This is a genomic window from Gordonia crocea (assembly GCF_009932435.1).
GTDB classification, from domain to species: Bacteria; Actinomycetota; Actinomycetes; order Mycobacteriales; family Mycobacteriaceae; genus Gordonia; species Gordonia crocea.
In genome coordinates, this window is record NZ_BJOU01000001.1 from 2,263,611 (window position 1) to 2,289,170 (window position 25,560).

The following is a 25,560-nucleotide window of genomic DNA, read 5'->3' on the forward strand; positions in this document are numbered from 1 at the left end:
CGACGGATTTGAGGGCCCAGTCGACGAGATTGAGGGCCCAGTCGGCGATTAGTGCGGCGGGCCGACTTCGAAGGCGCCCTTGTTGTCGGTGAAGGTGACGGTCACCTTCTGCTTGCCGTCGCTGGTCTGCACGGTGCAGTTGAAGGACTCGCCCTGCTTGACCCGCTGATTGTCCGGGCAACTGACCTGCGAGAGCTTCTCGACCTTGTAGTCCTTCATGAGGACCTGGCGGACACCGGCCTCGGCGCCGGACTGCGACAGGTTCTTCGGCGCCCACCCCGGTGCCACGAAGGCGGTAAACGCGGTGATCCCGCCGAGGATCACGACCAGACCCACAATCCCGAGGATGATCTTGAGCGCGGCGCCGCCCTTCTTGGGCGCGGGCTGACCGAACGCACCCGGGTACGGCGGCTGACCGGGCTGACCAGGCTGGCCGTAGGGCGTCTGCGGTGCGGACATGCCGGGCGGGACCGGCACCTGCGGCTGGCCCGACTGTGCCGGGTAGATCGGTTGACCGCCCTCCGCCGGGTACGACGCCTGTCCCGGCTGCGCCGGGTACGGTGCCTGTCCGGGTTGGGCCGGATAGGCCGCCTGGACCGGCTGGGCCGCACTCGGCTGGGCGGGATAGGCCGATTGACCAGGTTGGGCCGGGTAGGCCGGCTGGGCGGGATAGCCGGGCTGGGCAGGGTAGGCCGGCTGGGCGGGGTAGGCGGGCTGGGCCGGTTGCGCCGCCGAGGGGTACTGCTGGGCCGGCTCGGCCGGCTGGGCAGGTTGGGTCGGTTGGGCCTGCGGCGCGGTCAACGGGGGGACCACCGGCGCCGTCACGTCGTTCTCCGTTGCCGGTGCCGTGTTCGCCCCCGGCGACTCGACAACTGCGGTCACGTCGTCACTCGGATCAATGGCAATGGCGTCATCCGAGCCCGGCTGCTGCGGATCAGTCATGGCGGTCCTCCCTCATCGCTACGGCTCACCGACCAAACGGTGGTGGCAGACGGCACAACGCTACCGCACGTCAGCCGATCTCGACCGCGACAACTCCCCGGCGGATGGCGCCGATGGCCGCGACAGCCGCACGGCCGACCCCGTCACCGGGTTCGGTACACCCCGCGATCTGGTCGAGCAGATCGATGACCTGGCGGTTCCACCGGACGAAGTCCCCCGGCGACAGCAGTGCCCCGGCCTCCCCGGCGGCCATCAACGACTCGGCCAAGGACCTCCCCGAGGCCCACATCGCGACGGCCACCGAGAACCCCGTATCCGGTTCCCGGGTTGGCGCGACGCCGTGGCGCAACTCCACTTCGACGACGTCGCGCCAGATGCGGTTCGTGTCCGACAGCGCCCCGCGCAGCGCCGCGGAACCCGGCATCCGGTCCGACGAGGCGGCGGAGTCCCGGCGTGAGGTGTAGACCAGGCTCGCCACCACGGCGGCCAGTTCTTCGAATGCCAATCCGGCCCACACCCCTTCGCGCAGACATTCGCTGACCAATAGGTCACTTTCGCTGTAAATCTTGCGCAGCCGCATGCCGGCGTCGGTGACCACCATCCCCTCGTCCACCGCGGACAGGTAGCCCAACTCGACGAGAACGGCGACGACCTTGTCGAAGGTCACCGAGAGTTCCGAGGTCCGACCGGCGATCTCCGCGTCGAGCGAACGGACGTCGCGCAGCAGCCGGTTGCGCTTCTGGGCGAGTCGGGTGAGCTCGCCGTCGTCATCAGCGTCGTGGGCCGGATGGGCCCGCAACCGGGCGCGCAATCGGGCCAACTCGGCGTCGTCGGCCGCGGCGGACCGCTTGCGCTGCTTGCCCTTGGGCAGACTCACCCCGGTGGCCCGCAACGCCGAGGCCAGGTCGCGCCGCCCCCGACCGGTGCGCCGGTCGACGTGCCGTGCCAGCCGCATGTTGCCCAGCACCGTCGGCGGGTTGAGGAAGTCGCGGACGCCGACGCGGCCGCACCACCCGTCCTCGGCCACCACCATCGGCTTGGGGTCGACCACGTTCTCGGCGGTCTCCACGACGACCGCGACGCCGCGGTGCCGATTGCCGTAGAGCCCGATGATCTGGCCCCGTTTGAGATTCGCCAAATCATCGGCGATCTCGATCTGGGTGTCGTTGCGCTGATGGAACTTGAGGTCGCGCTCACGGCGCCGGATGTCCTCGCGCAACTCCATATAGCCGGTGAATCCCCCGTACTGCTCGCCCGGCCCGTCCGGATCCGGCTCGTCGATCCCGTGTCGCTGCGCGGCGCGGCGCAGGTCGCCTTCTGTCTTGCGCAGTTCGTGGCCGAGCCCGTCGAGCTTGCGCGCGCGCCCGACCACCGACCGGTCGGCCTGGAACTGGGCGAACGAACGGAGCAGCAACTCGCGGGAGCCGGTCAGGCCGAGCCGGTCGATGAGGTTGACCGCCATGTTGTATTCCGGCGCGAACGAACTGCGCAGCGCGAAGGTTCGGGCGCCGGCGAGCCCGGCCACCTCGGCGACCTGGAGCTGAGGCGTCCACACCACCACGGCGTGCCCCTCGGTGTCGATCCCGCGCCGGCCGGCCCGCCCGGTCAGCTGGGTGAACTCCCCCGGCGTCAGATCCACATGCGCCTCGCCGTTGTACTTGACGAGTCGTTCGAGGACCACCGAGCGCGCGGGCATGTTGATACCCAGCGCCAGCGTCTCCGTGGCGAAGACCACGCGCACCAGCCCCCGGACGAAGAGCTCCTCGACCGCGTGGCGGAACGTCGGCAGCAGGCCCGCGTGATGGGCGGCGAATCCACGGCCGATACCCAACCGCCACTGTTGCGCGCCGAGCACCTCGGCGTCGGTCGGCGACAGTTCGGCCAGGTGGCGGTCAGCGATCGCCAACGCCTCGGTGCGCTGGTCGTCGTCGAGCAGGTTGATCCCCGACCGGACGCACTGGGCCAGCGCCGCGTCGCACCCGGCCCGGGAAAAGATGAAGTCGATCGCCGGCAGCAGGCCGTCGCGGTCCAACCGCGCCACCATGTCGGGACGCGACAGGGGCCGGGCTCCGCGCCGGTCCCCCGCACCACCGCGGCCCCGTCTGGGACCCGACCGATTGGGACCCGACCGGCCGGACCCCGACCGGCCGGTGCCCGGCCGCCGGTATTGGCCGTCGCGGTCATCATCGTGGGCACCCGAGAGGTTGCGGTGGGCGATATAGCGGGTGAGATCGGAGTTCACCTTCGGTTTGCCCTCGCCGACGCTGCGCCGGTCGTAGAGGTCGAAGAGGCGGTTGCCCACCAGCATGTGTTGCCACAGCGGCACCGGCCGGACTTCGTCGACGATGACGGTGGTATCCCCGCGGACCGTCTGGATCCATGCGCCGAACTCCTCGGAGTTCGACACCGTCGCCGACAGGCTCACCACGCGCACCGAGGGGTCGAGATGCAGGATGACCTCTTCCCACACCGCGCCGCGGAACCGGTCGGCCAAAAAGTGGACCTCGTCCATGACCACGTAGGACAGCCCGTCCAGGGCCGGCGAATCCGCGTAGATCATGTTGCGGACGACCTCGGTGGTCATCACGACGATCGGCGCGTCGGAGTTGATCGAGTTGTCACCGGTGAGCAGACCGACGTTGCCCGCGCCGTGGATCTCGACGAGGTCGTGGAACTTCTGGTTGCTCAGCGCCTTGATCGGCGTGGTGTAGAAGCATTTGGTCCCGGTGGCCAGGGCCAGGTGCACGGCGAACTCGCCGACGATGGTCTTGCCCGCGCCCGTCGGGGCGCAGACGAGCACGCCGTGACCGGCGGCCAGTGCCTCGCAGGCGCGCCGCTGGAAGTCGTCGAGGCGGAAGGACTGCCGCGCGGCGAAATCCGCGAGGGCGCCCGTCGGCAGGGATCCGGTAGTCATCGACTACAGGATGTCATCGAAGTTCTGTTCGTCGCGAACGGATTCCCGGGTCGCCGTCGCGCCGGGAGCCGTGGCCAGGACCGAAGCCGACGGCGCCGGACCAGGCGCCGGGATCGAACTGGCCGTGTCGACGTCGAGATCGGCGAGCGCGGCCTGCCGCCGGGCCTTGCGCTTGTCGTGCACACGGGCGAACTGGATGGCGAACTCCAACAGCACGGTCAGCGCCAAGGCCAGCGACAACATGGTGAACGGATCCGAACCGGGGGTCACCACCCCGGCGAACACGAACATGCCGAACACCAGACCGCGCCGCCAGTTCTTGAGGCGCTCATAGGTCAGCACGCCGATCAGGTTCAGCGCGATGATGAGCAGCGGGAGTTCGAAGCTGATGCCGAAGATGACCAGCAGGTTGAGGACGAAGCCGAAGTAGCCGTCGCCGGTCAACCACGACACCTGGACATCGCTGCCGACGGTCATCAGGAACTGGAAGGCACGGGCCACGACGAAGTAGGCCAACACCGCCCCGGTGACGAAGAACAAGCTGGCCAGAATGGTGAAGAAGGCGGCGTACCGACGCTCGTTGCGCCGCAACGCCGGCGTGATGAACTGCCAGAGCTGGTAGAACCAGATCGGCGCGGCGAGCACGACCCCGGCGGTCAGCGCAACCTTGAGCCGCAGCATGAACTGGTCGAACGGCCCGGTGGCCAAGAGCCGGCATTCCCCGTTCGCCTGGGTGACCCGGACGTTCTCGGGGAGGCTGCAATACGGGGCGCGCAGCAGTTCGCCGAGGGATTCGATCCGCCACGGACCGTAGGAGTACCAGATGAAGCCGATGACCGTGGTCACGGCGATGGCGACCAACGAGAAGATCAGGCGGCCGCGCAACTCGCGCAGGTGGTCCACCAACGACATGGTGCCGTCGGGGTTGACCTTGCTGCGGCGTCGGCGGGGATCGAAGGGGATGCGCACGCGCGGGTTAAGGGCAGATTCCTTCCGGACGGTCGGCTACGCGGACTTCTTTTCCGACGAGGATTCGGCGTCGAGCGAGGCCTCACCGGGGGGCAGTTCGCGTCGCGGCGCGTCCTTGGTCGAGTCATCGTCGGCCGAGTCGTCCTTGGTCATCTCGCGCATCTCGCTCTTGAGGATCCGCAGCGACTGGCCCAGGCCGCGTGCCGCGGCGGGCAGCTTACCGGCACCGAAAAGGAGCAGGAAGATGATGGCGATGATGATGATGTGCGACGGTTGCATCCACCCGGTCATGGGCTTCTCCTGATCCGAAAAGGGGCGAGTTCTCGCTGGCCAGTCTACGCGACACCGTCGTGTCCACCAGCCCCCGACGCCGACTGTTACCGGTAGCGGGCTCGTGCCGCCGCGGCGCGGTCGGCGACCTCGGCGGCCAGTCTCGGTTCGTCGATGACGGCGATCTTGCCGCCGAACCCCAAGACGAAGCGGACCAGCCACTCGTCGGACCCGTACCGCACCCGGGCGCGAACCGGCGAATCCTGTGGTCCATCGGCCGCGGCCGGGTCGTCGACGAGGTCGACGAGATACTTCTCGATGACCCAAAGGGCGTCGCGGTCCACCTCGATACCCGCGGTCGGCAAGTCCTGGCCCTCCCACCCGGCCGGAGCCGTGGTGCCGGTGGCCGTCGTCGGCGGGGCGGCGGGCTCGTCGAGCAGGTCGGCCACCTCGATCCGATCGAACCGGAACAGCCGGATGCCCTCCGACTGGCGGCACCACGCCTGCAGATACGCGTTGCCGTCGATGAGCTGGACCGCGATCGGGTCGACGACGCGTTCCCCGACCGCGTCGCGGGCCGGGGTGTAATACCGCAGCCGCAGCGCCCGGTGCTCGCGAACCGAGGCGCGCACTGCGTCGTAGACGGCCTCCCGGCCGGTCGGGACCTTGTCCGTGTCGGTCGGCGCCGCGTCCTCGCGGCGTGCCGCCTCGCGCCGGGCCGCCTCCGCGGCCGCCAGTTCCTCGCCGCGGGCTCGCAGTCCTTTGCGTTCGGGACGGACCGGCACCGCCAGCGCCGACTCGATCTTCGCCATGGCCCGGGCGATGGCGTCGGCACCCACCCCGGGGATGTCGGCCAGGGTCGCGAGCGCGGTCTGCAGCAGCGCCGCTTCGGCAGCGGTGAGGCGCAGCGGCCGGTTCATCCCTGCGGTGAACTCGACGCGGACGAATCCGGAGTCGTATTGGACGTCGATCAGGTCCTCGAAGCCGTTGGTGCGATGCCCGCACACGAACAACTGCTCGATGTCCTTGGTGAGTTGGGCCTCGGTGATGCCCAGGTCGGCGGCCGCTTCGGTGACCGCGATCCCCTGTCGCGCCGCAAGGTACGGGACCATGGCCAGCAGTCGCGAGAACCGCGACACCGTCGTATCGGTCATCGCGGCACCGCCATCGCGTCCAGTGCCGCGATCACTGCGGTCCGCAGCGCCTCCGGTTCCAGAACGACGGCGTCCGGGCCGGCCGAGAGGACCGATCGCACCATGGCCGACGCCACGTCGTACCGCACGACGAGTTCGTCGCCGGGTTCGCCGTCGAAGTCCAGTGGGGTCGCGGAAACCGCAACCCGGCGCAACCCGGCGGCCCGGTCGGCGGCGACCCAGATCCGCGCCTCGGTGACCTCTGCGCGAAACGCCGACGCGGCCTCGGCGACCAGGGCGCGCAACTCGCCCGGCCCGGCGCCCGGGTCAAAGGCACCCCGCTTGCCCGTCGGACGCACCTCGCTGATCCGCGACAACCGGAACGTGCGGCGCTCGCCACGGTCCCGGTCATATCCCACGACATACCAGCGGCCGCGGTGGGTGACCACGCCCCACGGTTCGAGGTGGCGCGGGGCTGGGCGGGCACCGGGGCGCTGGTAGGTCAGTTCCACCGCGCGCCGCTGTTCACTGGCCTCCAGCAGCGCGCGCAACACGCGTTCGTCGCCCGCGCCGCGAGCCGCCGACGACGGCCCCACCTCCCACTCCTGGTCGGCGGAGACGTCGATCCCGGCGGCGCGCAACTTCAGCGCCGCACTCTGGGCGATCGCGGCCACCTCGGAGCTGTCCCACAGCGCGGTGGCCAGTGCGACCGCGGCCGCCTCATCGGCTTCGAGGTGGATGTCGGGCAGTTCGTAGCGCTCCCGGTCGATGCGGTACCCGTCCTCACTCTCGCCGGAGCCGGAGGCCGGCCCGGTGATCAGCGGGATGCCCAGGTTGCGCAGGTCGGCCTTGTCGCGCTCGAACATGCGGTAGAACGCGTCGTCGCTGCTGTCGTTCTCGTAGTAGCCGCCCACATTGCGCCGGATGTACTCGGCGGAGACGAACTGGCGCGCCGACAACAGGCAGATGACCAGATTGAGCTGCCGCTCGACCTTCTCGCGTTTGCGCACGGCTCCCACAGTAGGGCTCACATCGAGGCGATGAGGCGATCGACGCGCTCGTCCACCGATCGGAACGGGTCCTTGCACAGCACGGTCCGCTGGGCCTGGTCGTTGAGCTTGAGGTGCACCCAGTCGACGGTGAAGTCGCGTCCCGCGGCCTGCGCGGCGCTGATGAACTCGCCGCGCAGCCGCGCCCGCGTGGTCTGCGGGGGCGTGTGCACGGCTTCGTCGATCGCCTCGTCGGTGGTCACCCGTGAGATCAACCCTTTGCGCGTGAGCACGTCGGCGATACCCCGGCCGGGCTTGATGTCGTGGTAGGCGAGGTCGAGTTGGGCGATCTTGGGGTCGGCCAGGTCGATGTCATAACGGTCGAGGTAGCGGTTGAACAGTTTGCGCTTGATCACCCAGTCGATCTCGGTATCCACGCGGGAGAAGTCGTCGGACTCCACCGCGTCGAGGACCCGCCCCCACAGGTCGACGGCCTGGCTGAGCATCTCGTCGGGCTGGCGGTTGGCCAGGTGTTCGACCGCGCGCGCGTGGTACTCGCGCTGGATGTCCAAGGCGCTGGCCTCGCGACCGCCGGCCAGCCGCACCGGGCGGCGCCCGGTCGGATCGTGGCTGATCTCGCGGATCGCGCGGATCGGGTTGTCGAGGGCGAAATCCCGGAAACTCACCCCGGCCTCGATCATTTCCAGCACGAGCAACGCGGACCCGACCTTCAGCATGGTGGTCGGCTCGGCCATGTTCGAATCGCCGACGATGACGTGGAGGCGCCGGTACTTCTCGGCGTCGGCGTGCGGTTCGTCGCGGGTGTTGATGATCGGCCGCGAGCGGGTCGTCGCGCTCGACACGCCCTCCCAGATGTGTTCCGCGCGCTGGGACAGGCAGAACTGCGCCGAACTGGGGGTGGCCAGCACCTTGCCCGCGCCGCAGATGAGCTGGCGGGTCACCAGGAACGGCAACAGCACGTCGGAAATCCGAGAGAACTCGCCCGAGCGCACCACCAGGTAGTTCTCGTGGCATCCGTAGGAGTTGCCGGCCGAGTCGGTGTTGTTCTTGAACAGGTAGATGTCGCCGCCGATCCCCTCGTCGGCCAGCCGGTTCTGTGCGTCGACGAGTAGGTCGACGAGGATCCGCTCCCCCGCCCGGTCGTGGTTGATCAGCGTCTTGATGTCGTCGCACTCGGCCGTCGCGTACTCCGGGTGCGATCCCACGTCGAGGTACAGACGCGACCCGTTGTCCAGGAAGACGTTCGACGACCGGCCCCAGGAGACGACGCGCCGGAACAGGTAGCGGGCCACCTCGTCCGGGCTGAGCCGGCGATGCCCCCGGAAGGTGCAGGTGACCCCGAACTCGGTCTCGATCCCCATGATCCGGCGCTGCACGGCGTCAGTCCTTTCCGGTGGTGGTCGGCGTGGCGGACCCCTGGGCCAGCAGGGCCGCGACGTCGTCGTGGCCCAGTCGTTTGAAGGCCCGCCGCGGCCGGGTGCGGTCGAGGACGGCGACTTCGAGGTCGGCCGCGGTCAGCTCGCGCGGCGCCGGGGCGGCCGGTTCGGATCCCCCGTTGGCACCCGGGCGGCCGCCGTCGGGGGCCGCCGGGGTCGGATTGGCCAGGGCGGTCACCGCGACGCCCAGCGCCGCCGGGAGCGACATCCCCGGTTCGAAGGACTCCGCCAGGGCCGAGGTGATCGCGTCGGTGTGCCCGCCCATCACCAGGAAGCGGGTCTCGTCGACGACCGAGCCGTCGTAGCCGATGCGGTACAACTGCGACGGGGTGTCCCGACCGGGCTTGGCGACCTCGGCCACGCACAGCTCCACCTCGTAGGGCTTGGGCTGTTCGGTGAACACGGTGCCGAGCGTGGTCGCATAGGCGTTGGCCAGCGACAGTCCGCTGACGTCGGCCCGGTCGTAGCTGTATCCGCGCAGGTCGGCCAACTGGATTCCGGCTCGCCGGAGGCTCTCGAACTCGTTGTATTTGCCGACCGCCGCGAATCCGATGCGGTCGTAGATCTCCGACACCTTGCGCAGCGTGTTCGACGGGTTCTCGGCGACGAACAGCACGCCGTCGGCGTACGTCAGGGCCACGACGCTGCGGCCCCGGGCGATGCCCTTGCGGGCGAGCTCGGAGCGGTCGCGCATGATCTGCTCGGCGCTGGCGTAATACGGGAACGTCATCGGCTACTCCCCCTGCCCGTCCGCACCACGGTCGGCGGCATAGCGCGCCTCCCGGCCGGCGATGATCTCCACCGCGACGGCGGCGATCCGCTCCGGTGCGACCTCGTCGGCACCGTCGGGCCCGACGGTGACCGCGGTCGGGAAGATCTTGCGGACCGTGTCCGGGCCGGCCGTCGCCGAATCGTCGTCGGCGGCGTCGTAGAGCGCCTCGACGGCGATGGCCAGCGCCTGGTCGGCGGTCAGGTCGCCGCGGTAGAGCTTCTTCAACGACGACTTCGCAAAGACCGAACCGGAACCGATCGCCTGGTATCCGCCGAACTCCTCGTGGCGGTCGCCGGCGACGTCGAAGGAGAAGATCCGTCCCCGCGCCGAACGATCCGCGGCGTCGGCGTCGTAGCCGACGAGCAGCGGGATCGCCGCCAACCCCTGCAGCGCGGCGCCGAGGTTGCCGCGCACCATCGCGGCCAACCGGGACACCTTGCCGTCGAGGGTCAGCGAGACGCCCTCGATCTTTTCGTAGTGTTCGAGCTCCACCGCGAACAACCGGACCATCTCGATTGCGATCCCGGCCGTGCCGGCGATGCCGACGGCCGAGTAGTCGTCGGTGATGAAGACCTTCTGGATGTCGCGGGTCGCGATCAGGTTGCCCGCGGTCGCCCGCCGGTCACCGGCGAGGACCACCCCGCCGGCATAGGACACCGCGACGATTGTCGTGCCGTGGGGAATCGAATCCACCGCGCCCACCGCCACATCCGATCCGACCCGGCGACCGGGCAACTGCTCGGGTGCGTGTTTGGTCAGGTACTCGGTGAACGACGAGATGTCCGGCGACCGATTCACTGGCCGCCCTTCTGCACGTATGCGCGCACGAAGTCCTCGGCGTTCTCCTCCAACACGTCGTCGATTTCGTCGAGCAAGTCGTCGGTGTCTTCGGCAAGCTTCTCGCGGCGTTCCTGACCGGCCGAGCCGTCGGGACCGAGATCATCGTCGTCGCCGCCACCACCGGACCGCTGTTGTTCCTGGGCCATGCCGCCTCCATTCAAGCGAATTGAATTCCACCCTATCCGAACCTGTGCGTCGGCTCCCGGCTACTTGGCCGTCAACTCGTCGACGAGTTCGGCCGCCGACGCCACCGAATCGAGTAATTCCCCGACATGGGAACGGCTGCCGCGCAACGGTTCCAGCGTTGGAATGCGGATGAGCGAATCCCCACCCAGGTCGAAGATCACCGAATCCCAGCTCGCCGCCGCGATATCGGCACCGAATCGGCGCAGGCATTCGCCGCGGAAGTAGGCGCGCGTATCCGGCGGCGGCGCGGTCACCGCTGCGGTCACCTGCGCCTCGTCGACCAGGCGTTTCATCGAACCCCGGGCCACCAGCCGGTTGTACAGGCCCTTGTCGAGCCGCACATCGGAGTACTGCAGGTCGATCAGGGCCAACCGCGGCGCCGACCACGACAACCCTTCGCGCAGCCGGAAGCCCTCCAACAGGCGCAGCTTGGCCGGCCAGTCCAACAGGTCGGCGCATTCCATCGGGTCGCGCTCGAGCTTGTCGAGCACGTCGGCCCAGGTGGACAGGACGCGGGCGGCGGCCTCGTCGTCGCCGTGGTGCAGGTTGTGGAAGCGCTGGCACCGGGCCAGGTACTCGCGCTGCAGCGCCAGTCCGGTCATCTCGCGCCCGTCGGCGAGTGCGACCGTGGCGGTGAGCGTCGGGTCGTGGCTGATCGTGTGCACGGCGGCGACCGGACGGGCCAATTCGAGGTCGGACAGGTCGACCCCCGCCTCGACCAGGTCGAGGACCAGGGCGGTGGTGCCCACCTTCAGGTAGGTGGCGGTCTCGGCCAGGTTGGCGTCGCCGATGATGACGTGCAGCCGGCGGTAGCGGTCGGGATCGGCATGCGGCTCGTCGCGGGTGTTGATGATGCCGCGCTTGAGCGTCGTCTCCAGCCCTACCTCGACCTCGATGTAGTCGGCGCGCTGGGAGAGTTGGAAGCCCGCCTCGTCGCCGGACTGGCCGATTCCGACGCGGCCCGAGCCGCAGATCACCTGGCGCGACGCGAAGAAGGGCGTCAGCCCGGTGACGATGTCGGCGAACGGGGTGTTGCGGTCCATCAGGTAGTTCTCATGGGTGCCGTACGAGGCACCCTTGCCGTCGATGTTGTTCTTGTACAACTGCAGCCGCGGCGCGCCGGGCACGCTGGCGACGTGGCGGGCGGCGGCCTCCATCACGCGTTCGCCGGCCTTGTCCCAGATCACCGCGTCGAGCGGGTCGGCGACCTCCGGTGCGGAGTACTCCGGATGCGCGTGGTCGACGTAGAGCCGCGCCCCGTTGGTGAGGATCATGTTGGCCGCGCCGATCTCGTCGGCGTCGATGATCGGCGCCGGACCGTTGGACCGACCCAGATCGAATCCACGCGCGTCGCGCATCGGCGACTCGACCTCGTAATCCCACCGGGTCCGCTTGGCCCGGGGCACCCCGGCCGCCGCCGCATAGGCGAGTACCGCCTGGGTCGAGGTCATGATCGGGTTGGCCGAGGGATCCCCCGGCGCGGAGATGCCGTATTCGACTTCGATCCCGATGATTCGCTGCATACCCTCCAGCGTAGTGATCGCGGCGGGGTGCGCGAGCGCCCCCCTGCCCGGCGACCGTCCTAGAGGTACTGGCCGGTCGAGGTCTCCGTGTCGATCGCGCGGCTCGCACCCGAGCTCTTGCCGGTCACCAGCGTCCGGATGTACACGATGCGCTCGCCCTTCTTGCCCGAGATGCGCGCCCAGTCGTCCGGGTTCGTGGTGTTCGGCAGGTCCTCGTTCTCGGCGAACTCGTCGAGGATCGAATCCAGCAGGTGGCTGATCCGCAGCCCCGGTTGACCGGTCTCCAACTGCGCCTTGATCGCGTACTTCTTGGCGCGGTCGACGACGTTCTGGATCATCGCACCGGAGTTGAAGTCCTTGAAGTACATGACTTCTTTATCGCCGTTGGCGTAGGTGACCTCGAGGAACCGGTTGTCCTCGCTCTCGGCGTACATCCGGTCGACGACGCGCTCGATCATGGCGCGCACGCACGCCCCACGGTCGCCGCCGAACTCGGCGATGTCGTCGGGATGGATCGGCAGGTCCTCGGTGAGGTACTTGGAGAAGATGTCGATGGCCGACTCCGCGTCGGGCCGCTCGATCTTGATCTTCACGTCCAGGCGGCCGGGCCGCAGGATCGCCGGATCGATCATGTCCTCGCGGTTGGAGGCGCCGATGACGATGACGTTCTCCAGGCCCTCGACCCCGTCGATCTCACTGAGCAGCTGCGGGACGACGGTGGTCTCCACATCGGAGGAGACGCCCGACCCGCGGGTGCGGAAGATGGAGTCCATCTCGTCGAAGAACACGATCACCGGCGTGCCCTCGGAAGCCTTCTCCCGGGCGCGTTGGAAGATCAGGCGGATGTGCCGCTCGGTCTCGCCGACGAACTTGTTGAGCAGCTCCGGGCCCTTGATGTTGAGGAAGTAGGACTTGGCCTCGTGGGCGTCGTCGCCGCGCGCCTCGGCCATCTTGCGGGCCAACGAGTTGGCGACCGCCTTGGCGATCAGCGTCTTACCGCAACCGGGCGGGCCGTAGAGCAGGACCCCCTTGGGCGGACGCAGCGAGTACTCGCGGAACAGCTCCTTGTGCAGGAACGGGAGTTCGACCGCATCCCGGATCTGTTCGATCTGCCGCCCGAGTCCGCCGATGTCGGAGTAGTCCACATCCGGCACCTCTTCGAGGACGAGGTCCTCGACCTCGGCCTTGGGGATGCGCTCGAACGCGACCCCGGCCTTGTTGTCGATGAGCAGCGAATCCCCGGGCCGCAGCTTCCGACGCTGGTCGTCGGAGTCGGTCGACGGGCGCAGCGGCTCGGCGAGCACGATCACGCGCTCTTCGTCGGCATGGCCGACGACCAGCGCCCGTTCCCCGTCGGCGAGCACCTCGCGCAGGGTCGCGATCTCGCCGGACACGTCGAAGTCGCACCGTTCGACGACGGTGAGTGCCTCGTTGAGGCGCAGCGTCTGGCCGATGTGCATCTCGTCGACGTCCAGGTTCGGCGACACCGTCAACCGCATCTTGCGGCCGGAGGTGAACACGTCCACGGTCGAATCGTCGGCATAGACGGCCTGCAGCACGCCGTAGCCGCTGGGCGGCTGCCCGAGGCGGTCGACCTCCTCGCGCAGGGCGACGAGCTGCTGACGGGCCTCTTTGAGCGTCTCGAGGAGCTTCGCGTTGCGGGCAGAGAGGTTGTCGACCCGTTCCTGCAACTGCTCGGCAGTGCCGGTGGGGCGGGCCCCGCCGCCCGGCTGGTTGATACCCGAATGTTCGTTAGTCACGACTGACTCCTATCCCGCGCCACTTCCACGCTACCGGCGATCGGCCCCCGATGTGCACACCCGGGTCCGGCGGGCCGGGTGATTCGCGCTACTGCTCCGATTCGGCGGCGGTGTCCGCGTCCTCGCCGCCGGAGGGTTTCGTCCGTCCGGTGGGTCGCCGGTGCGGGCGCAGCGTGGTCTGCCCGTCCGCCAGGCGCCGGGCGGTGATCAGGAAGGCGGTGTGTCCCTGCATCCGGTGCTCCGGGCGCACCGCCAGACCCACGGCGCTCCACTCGCGCACCATCGACTCCCAGGCGCGCGGCTCGGTCCAGCACTCTTGGTCGCGCAGCGCTTCGATGATCCGCGACAGTTGGGTCACGGTGGCGACGTAGACGACGAGGACGCCGCCGGGTTTGAGTGTGCGGCGCGCCGTCTCCAGCGGCTCCCATGGCGCGACCATGTCCAGGATCATCCGATCGGCCTGGTCAGCCGGGTCGTGGTCGGCCAGGTCGCCGACGCGCAGCTCCCAGTTCTCCGGCGCACCGGCGAAGAAGGTCTCGACATTGCGGCGGGCGTAGTCGGCGTGGTCGTCGCGGATCTCGTAGGAGAGCACCGAGCCCGACGGGCCCACCGACCGCAGCAGCGAACACGTCAGTGCACCCGATCCGGCGCCGGCCTCGATCACCCGGCAGCCCGGGTGGATGTCGCCCTCGGTGATGATCTGCGCCGAATCCTTCGGGTAGATCACCTGGGCGCCGCGCGGCATCGACAGCACGAAGTCGGTGAGCAGCGGCCGCAGCGCGAGGTATTCGGTCCCACTGGTCGCCGCGACGATGCAGCCCTCCGGCGAACCGATCAGATCATCGTGGGCGATAGCGCCGCGATGGGTGTGGAACAGTTTGCCGGGTTCGAGGATGACGGTGAACTTGCGCGACTTGGCGTCGGTCAGCTGCACCCGGTCTCCGACCTCGAACGGCCCGGTGGTCGGCATCGGATGGTTCTCCTCGTGAATCGCGGTGACGCCGCGGGCGGGGGTTGATCCACAATTCGCGGCCGATAACGTGGGCGATGTGGACGAGTACATCACCGACAATGCCTATTATCTCCCGGCCGACCCCGCGCAGGCGCAGGCGGGTGACGGGTGGGAGTACTTCACCCCGTCGGAATCGGTAGTCTCGGTGTGGTCCACCGACATCCAGCACGGCGGGCCGCCCACCGGACTGCTCGCCCGGTCGCTGCGGCATGCGGCCGGCGGCGATGATGGTCCGGTCGCCTTTTCCCGCATCACCACCGACATTCTCGGCGCCATCGGCCTCGGGACCAACCGGGTGCGCGGCGAAGTCCTGCGTCCGGGGCGCCAGATCAGCCTCATCGGCGCCGAGCTGCAGGTCGCCGACGGCAACGGCGCCTTCCGCACCGCCGCGACGGCCCGCGCCTGGGTGGCCCGGGGCTCGGCGTCGGCGGCCATCGACCACAGCCCCCGCGAGCCGATGACCCCGCTGCCCGGGGAACTGGAGATCCGTGCCGGGGTCACCCCGGATTCCTCGCTCGGCGTCGACTGGGGCACCGTCGGCTTCATCGGTACGACTGAAACGGCCTGGGTGCCGGGCCGCAACGGACGCTTGTCGGCGGTGTGGATCCGCCCCATCCCGGCGCTGGTCGCCGGGGAGACGACCGACCTGCTCGACTCGCTGTGCGTGGTCGCCGACGTGGCCAACGGCGTGGGCAGCGAACTCGACCCCCGACAGTGGACGTGGATGAACCTCGACACGACGCTGCACCTGCTGCGCCGGCCCGTCGGCACGTGGATCGCCTTGGACGCCGAGCTCTGCGCCGGCCCGGACGGCTACGGGGCGACGTTCGCCGACCTCTACGACGAGGACGGATTCGTCGGGCGCACCGCGCAGACCGTGCTGCTCAGCGCACACTGAGGCCGCCGGCGCGGACCGGTCAGAACCGGCAGGAGCGGATGTCGGTGGCGAGGATGGCCTTCGCGCCGAGCTCGGCGAGTTCATCCATCAGGTTCTGGTGCTCCTTGCGCGGCACCATCGCGCGCACCGCGACCCAGTCGGGATCGGCCATCGGCGCCACCGTCGGCGACTCCAGCCCGGGGGTGAGTTGCGAGGCCCGGTCGAGGAGCTCGCGCGGGCAGTCGTAATCGATCATCACGTACTGCTGGCCGAACACCACGCCCTGCACCCGGGCCACGAACTGACGGGCCGACTTGCCCAGCTCGACCCCCGTGCGGGACACCAGGACGCCCTCGGAGTCGCACAGCGACCCCCCGAAGGCCACCAGCGAGTGCTGGCGCAGGGTGCGCCCCGACCCGACGACGTCGGCGATCGCGTCGGCGACGCCGAGCTGGATGGAGATCTCCACCGCGCCGTCGAGGCGGATGATCTCCGCGTCGATGCCCTTGGCGGCGAGATCGGCGCGCACGAGGTTCTCATACGAGGTCGCGATGCGCTTGCCGGCCAGGTCGGCCACCGACCACTCCTGCCCGGCGGGGGCGGCGTAGCGGAACGTCGACGAACCGAAGCCCATCGCGAGTTGTTCGTCGACCGCGGCACCGGAGTCGGCGGCCAGGTCGCGGCCGGTGATACCGAGGTCGAGGGTCCCCTGGCCGACGTAGATGGCGATGTCTTTGGGGCGCAGGAAGAAGAACTCGACGTCGTTGGCGGTGTCGAGGACGGTCAGGTCTTTGGCGTCGGACCGCTTACGGTATCCGGCCTCGGCGAGCACCGCACCGGCGGCCTCGGAAAGCGCGCCCTTGTTGGGAACTGCCACGCGCAGCATGGGTGTCCTATCGGTAGTGGGGGGACAGATCGGGCGGAAACGACGGACTACAGATGTCGGTACACGTCGTCGAGGCCGAGCCCGCGCTTGATCATCATCACCTGCAGCCAGTACAACAACTGCGAGATCTCCTCACCGAGCGACTCGTCGGACTCGTGCTCGGCCGCGAGCCACACCTCGCCGGCCTCCTCGATGATCTTCTTGCCCAGCGTGTGGACACCCGAATCGAGGGCGGCGACGGTGCCACTGCCCTCGGGGCGGGTCCGCGCCTTCTCGCCCAACTCGGCGAACAACTCGTCGAAGGTTTTCACGATTTCCCATCTTCCCATGTCATCCCCACCGGTCCCAATCGCATTCCCTCGCGCCCGGTCAGGGCAGGGTGGCCCACAACGTCAGCAACCGGGTGGTCTGGTGCTTCGAGTGGTTGTCGTCGGAGACCAGGTGGATCGTGTACCCACCGGCGCGGGGCACCACCGCCATCGCCTCGTAGTTGTCCAGCAGCGGGTTGCGCTGGTACTCCCGGCTGCGCGCCCCCATCGTCGGGCAGTGCACCAGGTCGGCCAGCGGCCGGCGATGCACCACACGGGTGCGTCCGGGGCCCGCGGCGGGTCCGATCTGCGCGTCGGCGAGTACCACGCTGTTTCCCCGGCGGGCCGAGTATGCCGCCTCGAGCACCACCAGCCGGTCCTCGCGGTAGGCCGCGATCTCCGCGACGCGCATCCCCGGGGCGGGTCGGTAGCGCAGTTCGCGGGCCAAGATGAACCGCCCGGCGGCACCGATCCGATAGTCGAGGAAGACGACGCTGCCCGGGTCCTCGCCGAGCAGCGGCCGCTCCATGGCGGCGACCAGCCGCCGCCCCGACGGCGTCGCGGCCAACCCTTCGAATCCGGCGTTGGGCACCGCGCGCCCGACCGGTGCCGGCGCGAACCGCGGTGGCACGGGGACGTCATAGCGCCAGGCGCCGTCGCGGCCGAAGACCCGCAGGGCCGGGCCGGTCTCCGCGCTCACCACGAGACTCCCGTCGGCCAGCACCGCCAGCCCCTCGGTGTCGGACCGGCCGGGCAGCAACCGGCCGTCCGGGCCGCGCAGCCGCAGCGGCGGCCCGGCGACCCGGGGTCGGGCCACCGGCACATCGTCGAGTCCGGCGAGTGGCCACACCAGGGCGGTGGCCTCGGTGTGGTCCGGCAGCGCCAGGTACCGCCCGGACCGGCGGTCGTGGGCGAGCGCGGAGATCCCGGCCACCGACTCCCCCGCCGCGGTCGTCTTGTCCAAGGCGTCGGAGAACCCGACGGCCGCGACCGTCGGCGAGCAGACGCCCGCCGCGCGGGCCGCACCCGCGGGGCCGACGATGAGGCCGCCGAGCACCAGCGCCGACGCCGCCAACAGACGGCAGCGTCGAGCCCTCACCCGTCGACCAGGGCGTCGCGCCAGGCCTGGGCCAGTTCCTCGACGCCGAGTCCGACGAGCGACTCGCGGAACACCCGTCCGGGCGCCGCGTCGACCGGCACCGCCGACGGCACGATCAGCGACGGGCAGCCCGCGGCGGCCGACGACGCCGCACCGGTCGGCGAGTCCTCCACCACCAGGCAGGAATACGCCGCGTAACCGAGCAGGTCGACCGCGCGCAGATACGGGAACGGCGACGGCTTGCCGATCGGCACCTCGTCGCCGCACACGGTGGCGCTGAAGCGGGACCGGCCGATGCTCGCCAGCGCGACCTCGGTGAGCTCGCGCACGGTGTTGGTCACCAACACCATGGCGATCCCGGCCCCGGCGACGGCGTCGAGCGCCTCCTGCGCCCCCGGCCGCCACGGCAGGCCGGCCTGGAACAGGCCGCCGGCATGGTCGATGAGCCATCGTTCGTCAGCGGCGGTGTCGCGGTCCCCGGGTCCGATCCCGGCCGCGTCATACACCTTGGCCATGGCGTCGGGCAGCGAGTTGCCCAGCGTCGCCTCGCGCAGTTCCGGCGTCACGGTCAGGCCGTGGCGCGCGGCGAAATCCGTGACGGCGACGTCCCAGATTGGCTCAGAATCGATCAGGGTGCCGTCCATGTCCCACAGGACGGCCGCGGGGTACCGGTTAGTCACCCGGCCATCCTCTCATCGGTTCAGGTGTTGAAGTACTTGGCCTCGGGGTGGTGCAGGACGAAGGCGTCGGTGGACTGCTCCGGGTGTAGCTGCAGTTCCTCGGACAGGGTCACCCCGATCCGCTCCGATTCCAACAGGTCGACGATGTGGGCGCGGTCCTCCAGGTTCGGGCAGGCCCCGTAGCCGAAGGAGTAGCGGGCCCCGCGGTACTCCAAGTCGAAGAACCCCTGGGGATCGTCGGGGTCCTCGGCCGCCATCGACCCGCCGGCGAAGGCCAGTTCCGACCGGACCCGCTGGTGCCAGTGCTCGGCGAGGGCCTCGGTGAACTGGACGCTGATGCCGTGTACCTCGAGATAGTCGCGGTAGGCGTCGGCGGCGAACAACGTGTTGGCGAAGTCGGCGATCTCGGTCCCCATCGTGACCAGCTGCAAGGGCAACACGTCTGGGCGGCCCAGCTCCTTCGCCCGCTCGCGGGAGGCGATGAAATCGGCGATGCACAAGAAGCGCGACCGCTGCTGGCGCGGGAAAGTCATGCTGACCCGGACCGGGGCGTCGGGATCGGGCTCGGTGAGCACGTGGACGGTGTCGCCGTCGCTCACCGCCGGGAAGTAGCCGTAGACGACCGCCGCGTGCGCCAGGATCCCCTCGGTGGCGAGCCGGTCGACCCAGTACCGCAACCGCGGGCGCCCCTCGGTCTCGACCAGTTCCTCATAGGTCGGCCCCTCGCCGCCGCGCGCCCCGCGCAACCCCCACTGGCCGAGGAACAGCGCCCGCTCGTCGAGGGTCTGCAGGTAGTCGGCGACGGGGATGCCGCGCACGATCCGGCTGCCCCAGAACGGCGGCACCGGGATCTCGTTGTCCGCGGCGACATCGGAGCGGTCCGGCACCTCCACCGGCACCTCGGCGGCCTTGCGCTTGGCGGCGATGGCCTTCGACCGGGCGTGCCGGGCCTTGCGCTCGGCGGTCTTCTGCGCCGCCGCCACCGCCTCGGGGCTGTCCGGCGCCGGGCCCTCGCCCCGCTTCACCGCCATGATGTCGTCCATCAGCTTGAGGCCCTCAAAGGCATCCCGGGCGTAGTGGACGTCGCCCTCATAGGTCTCGGTCAAGTCGTTCTCGACATAGGCGCGGGTCAATGCGGCACCGCCGAGGAGGACCGGGATGTCGGCGGCCCCCCGGGAGTTCATCTCCTCGAGGTTCTCCTTCATGACGACCGTGGACTTGACCAACAGCCCCGACATCCCGATGACGTCGGCGTTCTTGTCGCGCGCCGCCTCCAGGATGGTATTGATCGGCTGCTTGATCCCGAGGTTGACCACCTCGTAGCCGTTGTTCGACAAGATGATGTCGACGAGGTTCTTGCCGATGTCGTGGACGTCGCCCTTCACCGTCGCCAACACGATGCGGCCCTTGCCACTGTCACCGGTCGACTCCATGTGCGGTTCGAGGTGGGCCACCGCGGCCTTCATCACCTCGGCGGACTGCAGGACGAAGGGCAACTGCATCTGGCCCGAGCCGAACAGCTCGCCCACCGTCTTCATCCCGTTGAGCAGGGTCTTGTTGATGATCTCCAGCGGCGGGACCTGCGCCATCGCGTCGTCGAGGTCGGGTTCCAACCCGGCCCGCTCCCCGTCGACGATGCGCCGCTCGAGGCGTTCGAACAACGGCAATGCCGCCAGTTCGGCGGCCCGGCTCTCGCGCGCCGACGCCGCCGACACCCCCTCGAACAACTCCATCAGCCGCTGCAGCGGGTCGTAACCGTCGCGCCGGCGGTCGTAGACCAGGTCGAGGGCGACCTCCCGCTGCTCGTCGGGGATCCGCGCCATCGGCAGGATCTTCGACGCGTGCACGATGGCGGTGTCCAATCCGGCCTGGACGCATTCGTGCAGGAAGACCGAGTTCAACACCTGGCGCGCCGCCGGGTTCAACCCGAACGAGATGTTCGAGATACCCAGCGTGAAGTGCATCGTCGGGTGGGCCTCGCGGAGCCGGCGGATTGCCTCGATTGTCTCGATGCCGTCGCGGCGGACCTCTTCCTGCCCGGTGGAGATGGGGAAGGTCAGGGCGTCGACGATGATGTCCTCCTCGGCGAGGCCCCACGTCGTGGTGATGTCGGTGATCAGCCGTTCGGCGATGCCGACCTTGTGGTCGGCGGTGCGCGCCTGGCCCTCTTCGTCGATGGTGAGGGCGACCACGGCGGCGCCGTGCTCGACGACGAGTTCCATGATGCGCTGGTACCGCGAACCGGGCCCGTCACCGTCCTCGAAGTTCACCGAGTTGACCGCGCAACGCCCGCCCAGCGCCTCCAGGCCCGCCCGGATCACCTCGGGCTCGGTCGAGTCGATCATGATCGGCAGCGTGGACGCGGTGGCGAAGCGCGAGGCGAGCGCCGCCATGTCCTGCGCGCCGTCGCGCCCCACATAGTCGACGTTGAGGTCGAGCATGTGCGCGCCGTCGCGGGTCTGCTCCTTCGCGACGTCGATGCAGTGCTGGTAGTCCTGGGCGATCATCGCGTCGCGGAACGCCTTGGAGCCGTTGGAGTTGGTCCGTTCGCCGATCACCAGGAAGCTCGCGTCCTGGTCGAACGGCACCGAGGTGTACAGCGACGAGGTGGCCGATTCATGGTCGGGTTCGCGGGGGGCGCGCTGCACCTGGCCGACCGCCTGCGCCACCTGCCGGATGTGCTCGGGCGTCGTGCCGCAGCAGCCGCCGACCATCGACAGGCCGAACTCGGAGACGAAGTCGCTCAGCGCCACCGTCAGCTCCTCCGGGGTGAGCGGGTAGACCGCCCCGTTGGGCCCGAGCAGCGGCAACCCGGCGTTCGGCATCACCGACACCGGGATGCGCGCATGGCGCGACAGGTACCGCAGGTGCTCGCTCATCTCGGCGGGACCGGTCGCGCAGTTCAGTCCGATGACGTCGATCCCCAGCGGCTCCAACGCGGTCAGGGCCGCACCGATCTCCGATCCCAGCAGCATCGTGCCGGTGGTCTCGACGGTGACGTGGACGATGATCGGCAGATGCCGGCCGACCCGCGCCATCGCCCGCCGTGATCCGATCACGGCGGCCTTGACCTGCAGCAGGTCCTGCGCGGTCTCGATCAAGATCGCGTCGGCACCCCCGTCGAGCATGCCGGTCGCGCACTGCTCGTAGGCGCCGCGCAGAACGTCGAAGGTGGTGTGGCCGAGGCTGGGCAGCTTGGTGCCCGGCCCCATCGACCCGACGACGAACCGGTCGGTCCCGTAGGCGGTCTTGCCCAACTCGTCGGCGACGCCGCGCGCGATCGCGGTCCCCCGGTAGGCCAGGTCGGTGATCCGGTCGGCGATGTCGTAATCGCCGAGGTTGGACAGGTTGCAGCCGAAGGTGTTGGTCTCGACGAGATCGGCGCCCGCGTCGAAGTAGGCGCGGTGGATATCGGCCAACACGTCCGGGCGGGTCTCGTTGAGGATCTCGTTGCACCCCTCCAGCCCCAGGAAGTCGTCCAGCGTGAGGTCCGCCGCCTGCAGCATCGTCCCCATCGCACCGTCACCGATCAGTACGCGCTGCGACATCGCCGACAACAGGGTCGTGTCGTAGTTCGAGGCGTTCGGTGAAGCGGTTTCCATGCCTTCCAGAGTATTCGCCCTATCAAACCGATCCGCCGTAGGCTTGTTTCATGGCCACCGAACCGCGCAAAATCCTGTCCGAATTGCGTTCTCCCGTGCTGGTGGCCGCCTTCGAGGGGTGGAACGACGCCGGCGAGGCGGCGACGAGTTCGGTCGAGCACCTGTCGCTGTTCTGGAATGCCGAGCAGGTCTGCGAAGTCGCCGCCGACGACTACTACGACTTCCAAGTCAACCGCCCGACGGTCCGCCTGGTCGACGGGGTCAGCCGGCGCATCGACTGGCCCACGACCGCCTTTTCCTATTGCACCCCGCCCGGCGCCGACCACGACCTCCTGCTGGTGCGCGGGATCGAGCCGAACTTCCGGTGGCGGGCGTTCGTCGACGAGATTGCCGAGGTCGCCGAGATCGCCGGGGTGACCTCGGCGGTCATGCTCGGCTCGATGCTGACCGACACCCCGCACACCCGACCAGTCCCGGTCAGCGGTTCGGCGTTCAGTGCCGAGGCCGCCAAGCGCTACCGGCTCTCCGAGTCGCAATACGAGGGGCCCACCGGGATCACCGGGGTCTTGCGGGACCGGCTGGTGGCCGCCGGGGTGCCGTCGGTCTCGTTGTGGGCCGCCGTCCCGCACTACATCTCCTCGGCCGCCAACCCCAAGGCCACCTTGGCGCTGCTGCGCCGCCTCGAAGAGGTACTCGACCTGGAGATTCCGCTGGACCAACTCCCCACCCGCGTCGCCGAGTGGGAGCACACCGTCGACGAGATGACCGGCGAGGACGAGGATATGGCGGCCTACATCCGCCAGCTCGAGGCCCAGGACGATGCGACGTCGACCGATCCCGACGCGCTGCCGGAGATCGACGGCGAGCAGTTGGCCGCCGATTTCGAGCGCTACCTGCGCCGGCGCGACTCGGGATCGGGCCCGGCCTGATCCGGCGTCAGCCGATGCGTTCGATCGTCACAACCGGGGTCGTGATGCGCCAGGTGCGCACCTCCGGGTCGTCGACGGCCCGGACCCAGAACTGGGCCGACGAACCGACCTCGCAGACCTTCACCCCCAACAGCGGGATGTCTTCGGAGTCGCGGCGCAGCTCGCTGACCTCCCAGGTCCCGTCGCTGCTGCTGCCCACACCGGGGGCGCGCAGCAGGGTTTTCTCACCGAAGTCCAACAGGTAGGTCGACGTCCGGGTCACGACCGTCCACACACCCTCATCGGTGTCGGCGGGGATCTGATTCACCTGAGCCACGATCGGACTTTAGCGCAGGTCGATGCCGAGGAGCGCGTCGACGGCAGTCACCACCGCGTCGGCCCCGCCCCCCGCCGAACCGAGGCCCAGTTCGACGTCGGCGACCCACCCGTCGACGGCGGCAAGGGCTTTGGGGGTGTCGAGGTCGTCGGCCAGGTGGGCGCGCACCCGCGCGATGACCGGGGCCGCGTCGGGTCCGGCGCCGGTCGCCACCGCCGCGCGCCACCGGCCCAGCCGCGCCACCGCCTCGTCGAGGACCGCGTCGGTCCACATCCGGTCGGCCCGATAGTGCTCTGCGGCGAGCGCCAGGCGCACCGCGCCCGGGTCGACCCCGGCCTCGCGCAGCTTGTGCACGAACACCAGGTTGCCGCGGCTCTTGGACATCTTCTCCCCGTCGAGCCCCATCATCCCGGTGTGCACGTAGTGACGGGCGAAACGGCGCGCGCCGGTCAGCGCCTCGCCGTGCGCGGCGGAGAACTCGTGGTGCGGGAAGATCAGGTCGTTGCCGCCGCCCTGGATGTCGAATCCCATGCCAAGGCGGTTCAGTGCGATCGCCGAGCATTCGACGTGCCAACCGGGACGGCCCTCGCCGAACGGGGCCGGCCAGAACGGCTCGCCGTCGCGGCGCGCACGCCACAGCAGGGCGTCGAGGCTGTCGCGTTTGCCCGGCCGGTCCGGGTCGCCGCCGCGCTCGGCGAAGAACCGCGCCATCGTCTCCCGGTCATAGCCGGACTCGTAGCCGAACTGCTCGGTGGCATCGATGCGGTAGTAGACGTCGGGGTACTCGGGATCGTCGACGAGGTAGGCCGCGCCCGACTCCAACAGCGCACCGACCATCGCGACCACTTCGTCGACCGTCTCGATCGCGCCGACGTACTCGGCCGGCGGCAACACACGCAGCCCGGTCATGTCGTCGCGGAACAACTGGATCTCGCTGCTGCCCAGGTCGCGCCAATCGACCCCGTCGCGCTCGGCCCGCTCGAACAGCGGGTCGTCGACGTCGGTGACGTTCTGCACGTAGCGGACCTCGTGGCCGGCGTCGCGAAGAAGCCGGTTGACCAGGTCGAACGTCACATAGGTGGCGGCATGCCCGAGGTGGGTGGCGTCATACGGGGTGATTCCGCACACGTACATCGTCGCCACCGGGCCCGGGGCCAGCGGCAGCACTTGCCGGGCCGAGGTGTCGTAGAGGCGAAGGGCCGGCGGCGTTCCGGCCAGCTCGGGCACAACGGGCGACGACCACGACTGCATGCCCGCCAGCTTATGCGGTCAGAACGGCGGCCACGGAATCGGCCGGTGGTCCGGCGGAACCGGCAGCACCGGGTCGTCGACCAGGCGGCGCGCACGGGTCAGCAGCGCGGCGATCTCATCCGGGGTGATCAGTGCGCCCAGCGTGGTGGCGAGCTCCCCGTCGGGATCGGCCAACCGCTCGGCGAAGCCGTCGACGTCGACGACCAGACCGCCCGGGGCGGGGCGACCCGCCCAGCCCCACAGCACCGTGCGCAGCTTGTCCTCGACATGCAGGCAGATCCCATGGTCGATGCCGTACACCACCCCGTCGGAACCGGCCAGGATGTGGCCGCCCTTGCGGTCGGCGTTGTTGAGCACGATGTCGAGCACCGCCATCCGCTGCAGCCGCGGATCGTCGGCATGCACCAGGACCACCTCGTCGCCGCGCGGGTCGAACCCGGTCAGAATCGGCAGGTAACCGGCGACGACGGAATCCGGACCGCACAGGTCGACGAGGTCGGGGGCAACGGGATCGGGCTCGTCGGCGATGTCGACCCAGCGCTGGACCATTCCGGGCCCGAGCGGCCCGTCGTCACGAAACACCGTGTCGGGCACCGTGTCCCAGCCGAGGTCGGCACACACCACGTAGGCGGCGACTTCGCGCCCGGCCAACGTGCCGTCGGGAAAGTCCCAGAGCGGTGCCTCACCGCTGACCGGTTTGTAGACGCAGCGGAACTCGGTGCCGTCGGCCCCGCGGACAAGGGCGACGAGGGTGACATTGCTGGCGTGGGGAATCCGGCCCAGGATCTCCAAGTCGCCGTGGGCCAGCACCTGCGCCACACCGTTCGCGCCCGTCCCGTCCATCG

At 69.5% G+C, this 25,560-nt stretch carries 23 protein-coding genes; 2 read left to right on the plus strand and 21 right to left on the minus strand.

Annotation, left to right across the window (positions count from 1 at the left end):
• Positions 1 to 48: 48 nt before the first annotated feature.
• The 13 genes from nbrcactino_RS10700 to nbrcactino_RS10760 form a co-directional block, all read right to left on the minus strand.
• Entirely contained in the window at positions 49 to 942 is an 894-nt protein-coding gene (locus tag nbrcactino_RS10700; RefSeq protein ID WP_161927334.1) for a DUF4333 domain-containing protein, read from the minus strand.
• A gap of 70 nt (positions 943 to 1,012) precedes the next feature.
• Entirely contained in the window at positions 1,013 to 3,856 is a 2,844-nt protein-coding gene (locus tag nbrcactino_RS10705) for a DEAD/DEAH box helicase (protein ID WP_161927335.1), read from the minus strand.
• A 3-nt stretch (positions 3,857 to 3,859) separates the two neighbouring features.
• A complete protein-coding gene (gene tatC / locus nbrcactino_RS10710) occupies positions 3,860 to 4,825 on the minus strand; it encodes a twin-arginine translocase subunit TatC (RefSeq protein ID WP_161927336.1) in 966 nt (321 codons plus the stop codon).
• A 36-nt stretch (positions 4,826 to 4,861) separates the two neighbouring features.
• Positions 4,862 to 5,116 (minus strand): Sec-independent protein translocase subunit TatA, encoded by a 255-nt coding sequence (gene tatA, locus nbrcactino_RS10715; RefSeq protein ID WP_161927337.1) that lies wholly within the window; start codon positions 5,114 to 5,116, stop codon positions 4,862 to 4,864.
• Between the two features lie 86 nt (positions 5,117 to 5,202).
• Positions 5,203 to 6,249, minus strand: coding sequence for a helix-turn-helix transcriptional regulator (locus tag nbrcactino_RS10720; protein WP_161927338.1), 1,047 nt, complete (start codon positions 6,247 to 6,249; stop codon positions 5,203 to 5,205).
• Positions 6,246 to 7,238, minus strand: a complete 993-nt coding sequence (locus nbrcactino_RS10725) for a helix-turn-helix transcriptional regulator (RefSeq protein ID WP_161927339.1) — start codon at positions 7,236 to 7,238, stop codon at positions 6,246 to 6,248. The genes nbrcactino_RS10720 and nbrcactino_RS10725 overlap by 4 nt, the downstream gene beginning before the upstream one ends.
• A 17-nt stretch (positions 7,239 to 7,255) precedes the next feature.
• Positions 7,256 to 8,614, minus strand: a complete 1,359-nt coding sequence (pafA, locus tag nbrcactino_RS10730; protein ID WP_161927340.1) for a Pup--protein ligase — start codon at positions 8,612 to 8,614, stop codon at positions 7,256 to 7,258.
• Between the two features lie 4 nt (positions 8,615 to 8,618).
• A complete protein-coding gene (gene prcA, locus nbrcactino_RS10735) occupies positions 8,619 to 9,404 on the minus strand; it encodes a proteasome subunit alpha (protein WP_161927341.1) in 786 nt (261 codons plus the stop codon).
• A gap of 3 nt (positions 9,405 to 9,407) precedes the next feature.
• The gene (gene prcB / locus nbrcactino_RS10740; protein ID WP_186343340.1) at positions 9,408 to 10,244 is read right to left on the minus strand and encodes a proteasome subunit beta; all 837 of its coding nucleotides are present in this window, start codon (positions 10,242 to 10,244) and stop codon (positions 9,408 to 9,410) included.
• Positions 10,241 to 10,432, minus strand: a complete 192-nt coding sequence (locus tag nbrcactino_RS10745) for a ubiquitin-like protein Pup (RefSeq protein WP_161927342.1) — start codon at positions 10,430 to 10,432, stop codon at positions 10,241 to 10,243. Before nbrcactino_RS10745 ends, prcB begins: the two co-directional genes overlap by 4 nt.
• Before the next feature lie 60 nt (positions 10,433 to 10,492).
• A complete protein-coding gene (gene dop, locus nbrcactino_RS10750; protein ID WP_161927343.1) occupies positions 10,493 to 11,995 on the minus strand; it encodes a depupylase/deamidase Dop in 1,503 nt (500 codons plus the stop codon).
• A 59-nt stretch (positions 11,996 to 12,054) separates the two neighbouring features.
• Entirely contained in the window at positions 12,055 to 13,734 is a 1,680-nt protein-coding gene (gene arc, locus nbrcactino_RS10755; protein WP_228460835.1) for a proteasome ATPase, read from the minus strand.
• Positions 13,735 to 13,843: 109 nt separating this feature from the next.
• Complete coding sequence (locus nbrcactino_RS10760) at positions 13,844 to 14,725, minus strand: tRNA (adenine-N1)-methyltransferase (protein ID WP_161927345.1); 882 nt, start codon at positions 14,723 to 14,725, stop codon at positions 13,844 to 13,846.
• Positions 14,726 to 14,804: 79 nt separating this feature from the next.
• On the opposite strand from nbrcactino_RS10760, the gene nbrcactino_RS10765 reads away from it, so the two are divergent.
• Positions 14,805 to 15,665, plus strand: a complete 861-nt coding sequence (locus nbrcactino_RS10765; protein WP_228460776.1) for a thioesterase family protein — start codon at positions 14,805 to 14,807, stop codon at positions 15,663 to 15,665.
• Positions 15,666 to 15,684: 19 nt separating this feature from the next.
• On the opposite strand, the gene hisG is transcribed toward nbrcactino_RS10765, so the two are convergent.
• Genes hisG through metH form a run of 5 tightly spaced genes read right to left on the minus strand, consistent with a single transcriptional unit; the run spans position 15,685 to position 22,219 of the window.
• Positions 15,685 to 16,530 (minus strand): ATP phosphoribosyltransferase, encoded by an 846-nt coding sequence (gene hisG, locus nbrcactino_RS10770; protein WP_161927346.1) that lies wholly within the window; start codon positions 16,528 to 16,530, stop codon positions 15,685 to 15,687.
• 47 nt (positions 16,531 to 16,577) lie between these two features.
• On the minus strand, positions 16,578 to 16,841 hold the full coding sequence (locus nbrcactino_RS10775; RefSeq protein WP_161927718.1) for a phosphoribosyl-ATP diphosphatase: 264 nt from the start codon (positions 16,839 to 16,841) through the stop codon (positions 16,578 to 16,580).
• A gap of 58 nt (positions 16,842 to 16,899) precedes the next feature.
• Positions 16,900 to 17,937 (minus strand): esterase-like activity of phytase family protein, encoded by a 1,038-nt coding sequence (locus nbrcactino_RS10780; RefSeq protein ID WP_161927347.1) that lies wholly within the window; start codon positions 17,935 to 17,937, stop codon positions 16,900 to 16,902.
• Positions 17,934 to 18,617, minus strand: a complete 684-nt coding sequence (locus nbrcactino_RS10785; protein WP_371864530.1) for an HAD family hydrolase — start codon at positions 18,615 to 18,617, stop codon at positions 17,934 to 17,936. The genes nbrcactino_RS10780 and nbrcactino_RS10785 overlap by 4 nt, the downstream gene beginning before the upstream one ends.
• 20 nt (positions 18,618 to 18,637) lie before the next feature.
• On the minus strand, positions 18,638 to 22,219 hold the full coding sequence (gene metH, locus nbrcactino_RS10790; protein ID WP_161927348.1) for a methionine synthase: 3,582 nt from the start codon (positions 22,217 to 22,219) through the stop codon (positions 18,638 to 18,640).
• 50 nt (positions 22,220 to 22,269) lie between these two features.
• Here metH and nbrcactino_RS10795 point away from each other — a divergent pair, with 50 nt between their 5' ends.
• Positions 22,270 to 23,148 carry a PAC2 family protein gene (locus nbrcactino_RS10795; protein ID WP_161927349.1) on the plus strand — a complete coding sequence of 293 codons (879 nt, stop codon included), beginning with the start codon at positions 22,270 to 22,272 and terminating at the stop codon, positions 23,146 to 23,148.
• Between the two features lie 7 nt (positions 23,149 to 23,155).
• Here nbrcactino_RS10795 and nbrcactino_RS10800 read toward each other — a convergent pair whose 3' ends face one another.
• Genes nbrcactino_RS10800 through nbrcactino_RS10810 form a run of 3 tightly spaced genes read right to left on the minus strand, consistent with a single transcriptional unit; the run spans position 23,156 to position 25,558 of the window.
• Positions 23,156 to 23,464, minus strand: coding sequence for a hypothetical protein (locus nbrcactino_RS10800; RefSeq protein WP_161927350.1), 309 nt, complete (start codon positions 23,462 to 23,464; stop codon positions 23,156 to 23,158).
• 9 nt (positions 23,465 to 23,473) lie between these two features.
• The gene (gene mshC / locus nbrcactino_RS10805) at positions 23,474 to 24,715 is read right to left on the minus strand and encodes a cysteine--1-D-myo-inosityl 2-amino-2-deoxy-alpha-D-glucopyranoside ligase (protein WP_161927351.1); all 1,242 of its coding nucleotides are present in this window, start codon (positions 24,713 to 24,715) and stop codon (positions 23,474 to 23,476) included.
• A gap of 18 nt (positions 24,716 to 24,733) precedes the next feature.
• Positions 24,734 to 25,558 (minus strand): SCO1664 family protein, encoded by an 825-nt coding sequence (locus nbrcactino_RS10810; RefSeq protein WP_161927352.1) that lies wholly within the window; start codon positions 25,556 to 25,558, stop codon positions 24,734 to 24,736.
• Positions 25,559 to 25,560: the final 2 nt, after the last annotated feature.